Source organism: Amycolatopsis sp. NPDC059027 (assembly GCF_042739735.1).
In the GTDB taxonomy this organism is placed as follows: Bacteria; Actinomycetota; Actinomycetes; order Mycobacteriales; family Pseudonocardiaceae; genus Amycolatopsis.
This window is the reverse complement of record NZ_JBHYIK010000161.1, coordinates 1-2,883: the sequence shown is the minus strand read 5'-3', so window position 1 is coordinate 2,883 and position 2,883 is coordinate 1. Positions and strand designations below refer to the sequence as shown.

The 2,883-nt window shown below is 70.6% G+C and carries 3 protein-coding genes; 1 reads left to right on the top strand and 2 read right to left on the bottom strand.

Annotation, left to right across the window (positions count from 1 at the left end):
* Nucleotides 1–265 precede the first annotated feature (265 nt).
* Nucleotides 266–778, bottom strand: coding sequence for a GtrA family protein (locus tag ACFWY9_RS44825; RefSeq protein ID WP_378341764.1), 513 nt, complete (start codon nt 776–778; stop codon nt 266–268).
* A 147-nt stretch (nt 779–925) separates the two neighbouring features.
* On the opposite strand from ACFWY9_RS44825, the gene ACFWY9_RS44820 reads away from it, so the two are divergent.
* Nucleotides 926–1,447 (top strand): hypothetical protein, encoded by a 522-nt coding sequence (locus ACFWY9_RS44820; RefSeq protein WP_378324276.1) that lies wholly within the window; start codon nt 926–928, stop codon nt 1,445–1,447.
* 7 nt (nt 1,448–1,454) lie between these two features.
* Here the strand turns inward: ACFWY9_RS44820 and ACFWY9_RS44815 are convergent, their stop codons facing one another.
* The gene (locus tag ACFWY9_RS44815) at nt 1,455–2,555 is read right to left on the bottom strand and encodes a glycosyltransferase (protein ID WP_378341763.1); all 1,101 of its coding nucleotides are present in this window, start codon (nt 2,553–2,555) and stop codon (nt 1,455–1,457) included.
* Nucleotides 2,556–2,883: the final 328 nt, after the last annotated feature.

The following is a 2,883-nucleotide window of genomic DNA, read 5'->3' as shown; positions in this document are numbered from 1 at the left end:
TACCGCCGGTACGCAACCCAGCAAACCCCTACGGCACAACCACAACCCACCCCGTCAAGCACCCAGACCAGCACCAACAGGATGAAAAAACCCCAATGTGGCATTGGGTGGGTGGAATCAAGGCTGGACGCGCAGCGTCTCCGTTGAGGGCGGCGGCGGGGGCAAGGGCGGAGCACCGAACGCCACATTGGGTGCATTGAACGCAGCGAACGCCACATTCGGGCGTATGTCCCCCGGCGTCCCGACCAGCTTCCGGCCACGAGGGTCAGGGGCGGGTGTCCGCGGCGGAGGCGGGTGACGGGGCGCGGGCCGGTACCGGCTCGGCGCGGTTCGCGAACACGACCCAGCGCATCACCGAGTACATGAAGGCGCCTTCGCACGCGCCCGCGATGATCCGCGAAAGGTGGTACTGCACGCCAAGCGCCGCCAGTCCGGCACCGACGCCGAGCAGGAACGCGGCGTAGTTGACCCCGATGGCGATCACGTAGAGCACCACCTGACGGCCGACCGGCGCGTGCGAGCGGAAGTTGAAGGCCCGGTTGAGCACGAAGCTGAGCCCGAACGCGCCGAGGTAGCCCAGCGAGATCGACAGCCACAGCGGCCAGCCCAGCCAGCCGTGGAACGTCGTGAGCAGCAGCAGGTCCACCCCGAAGGTGAACCCGTTGATCAGCGCGAACCCCAGGAAACTCGGCGCAACCACCCGGGAAAGCCCAAACGGCAGACGGCGCACGACGGCCGCGCAGAAGGCGGCGAAACGGTCGGAGTGGTCATCGGCCACCCGGTCAGCCTCCCAGCGTCAGGTGTCCGGGAGCCGACCAGGAGGTGATCTTCTGGTGCGGTCCACCGCGGGAACCCGGGGGTTAACCCCAGTGTGCGCGCGAATTCTGCTGCTAACTTGGACTGACGTCCCATCCCCGGAGGCATGATGATCGGCTGGCTGCTCGTGACGCTCGGCGTCGCGTTCGGCTCGGCGATCGTCCCGCTGATCAACGTCGAGGTGTTCCTGCTCGGCCTGGTCGCGAGCCATCCGGACCTGCACTGGCTGGCGCTGGGCGCGGTCGTCGCGGTCGGCCAGATCGCCGGGAAGCTGCTGTACTTCCTCGCCGCGCGCGGTTCGATCAAATTGCCCCGGTTCCTGCACGACCGGCTGCACCGCGAACGCCCGCCCTCACCGCGGCGCGACCGCTGGCGGATGCGCACGAAGCGGATCCGCGGCTGGCTCGACGCGCTGCGCGAACGCTGTCACCGGCATCCGCACTGGATGGCCGGGACCTACGGGGTGAGTTCGATCGTCGGGCTGCCGCCGTTCATGGCGACGAGCGTGCTGGCCGGGCTGGTCCGGATGCGGCTGGCGACGTTCCTCACCGCCGGGATCGCCGGTCGCTGGATCCGGTTCAGCCTGCTGGCCGCCTCCCCCGCGCTGTTCACGGGAATCTTCCACTTCTGACGCCGGGCTACTCTTGTCGGCGCGGGAGCCGGTCCGCCGACCATCGGATGTTCGCGAGAACCCTTTCCCGCTCGGGATTACCGGCCTCGAGCGAGGTGACCGCAGCCGCGATGCTCTGCTCGTGCCTGCCGAGCCGGGCGAGACAGACGCTCAGGTAGTCCCACGGCCGCCACCCGTAATCGGGCGGGGAGACAAAACCCGCGACAGGCGTTTCCGCGGTTGACGCGGCAGCGTAGAAGGGCAGCGCTTTCGCCCATTCCCCACGTTCGAAGTGCGGCAGCCCGAGCCGGAGGAATACCTCCGCCCGTGAGGGATCCAACCGCAACGCCGCGTGCAGATGCTCGGCAGCGTCGCCGGTGCGCCCAAGCTTTTCGGCGCATTCGGCGGCGCTGAGCAGGGCCGTGTACTCCTCCCACTCCTTGCCGGGGTTTCGGAGGTATGCCGCGTACGCGTCGAGAGCGTCGGCGTAGCGTCCGGCATCGCGAAGTTCGCAGGCGTGGTAATACCGCGTACGTGACGAGTGGTCGCCCTCGCGCACCATTCGCTCGATGATGCGGAGATTCCGGCCGCTCTTCGCGGCGCGCTTCGCCGGGTCCGGGCGGTGTTCGACGGCGAGATCCGCTCGGTGCAGCACGCGATTCCCCGGTATGTCGAGGAATTCGTGCACCGCGCCCGTCCACTGCAGACCCGCCACTCTGCGGGCGAGCCGCTCACGAGGGAAAGTGTGGAGACAAGCACCGGTGTCCGCGTCGAAAGCGTAGTGGTACGGCGTGGTGACGGCGTCCAGTTCCTCGGTCAGGATTTCCCGTTTCGCGGTACGCAGCGCCGCTTGCACATCGGGCGATACGACGTCGTCGGCGTCGAGCCACAGCACCCAATCGCCGGTGCAGGCATCGAGGGAAAAGTTCCGGGCGGCCGCGAAGTCGTCCTCCCAGCCGACGTCGAGGACCCGGGCGCCCGCTTCCCGCGCGACCCGGCGGGTCCGATCCCGCGAGCCGGTGTCCACGACGACCAGTTCGTCGCAGAACCCGGCCGCATCGCGCAGGACACGCCCGAGCAGGGGCTCCTCGTCCCGCACGATCATCGTGAGCGACAGACGCGCGGCCATCCGGGCTACCCGCCACCGCCGGATCCCCCCGGAGGACCAGGAGGACCGGAAGGTCCGGCCGGGCCGCGCGGTCCCGCGGGCCCCGGTGGCCCAGCGGGCCCCGGTGGCCCAGCGGGGCCCGGGGGTCCGGCCGGGCCCGTGGCGCCGGTCGCGCCGGGAGGTGCCGACGGCCCGGTCGCACCCGGAACACCCGAAGGCCCGGTGCGCCCGGACTGTCCGGTGGCACCGGCCGGACCGGACTGTCCGGTCGCGGCCGGCCACGCCCACGGCCCGGCCCGCCCCGGTGGCCCGCGGGTCGCCCGCCGTGCCGCCCGGCCCGCGGCCCCCG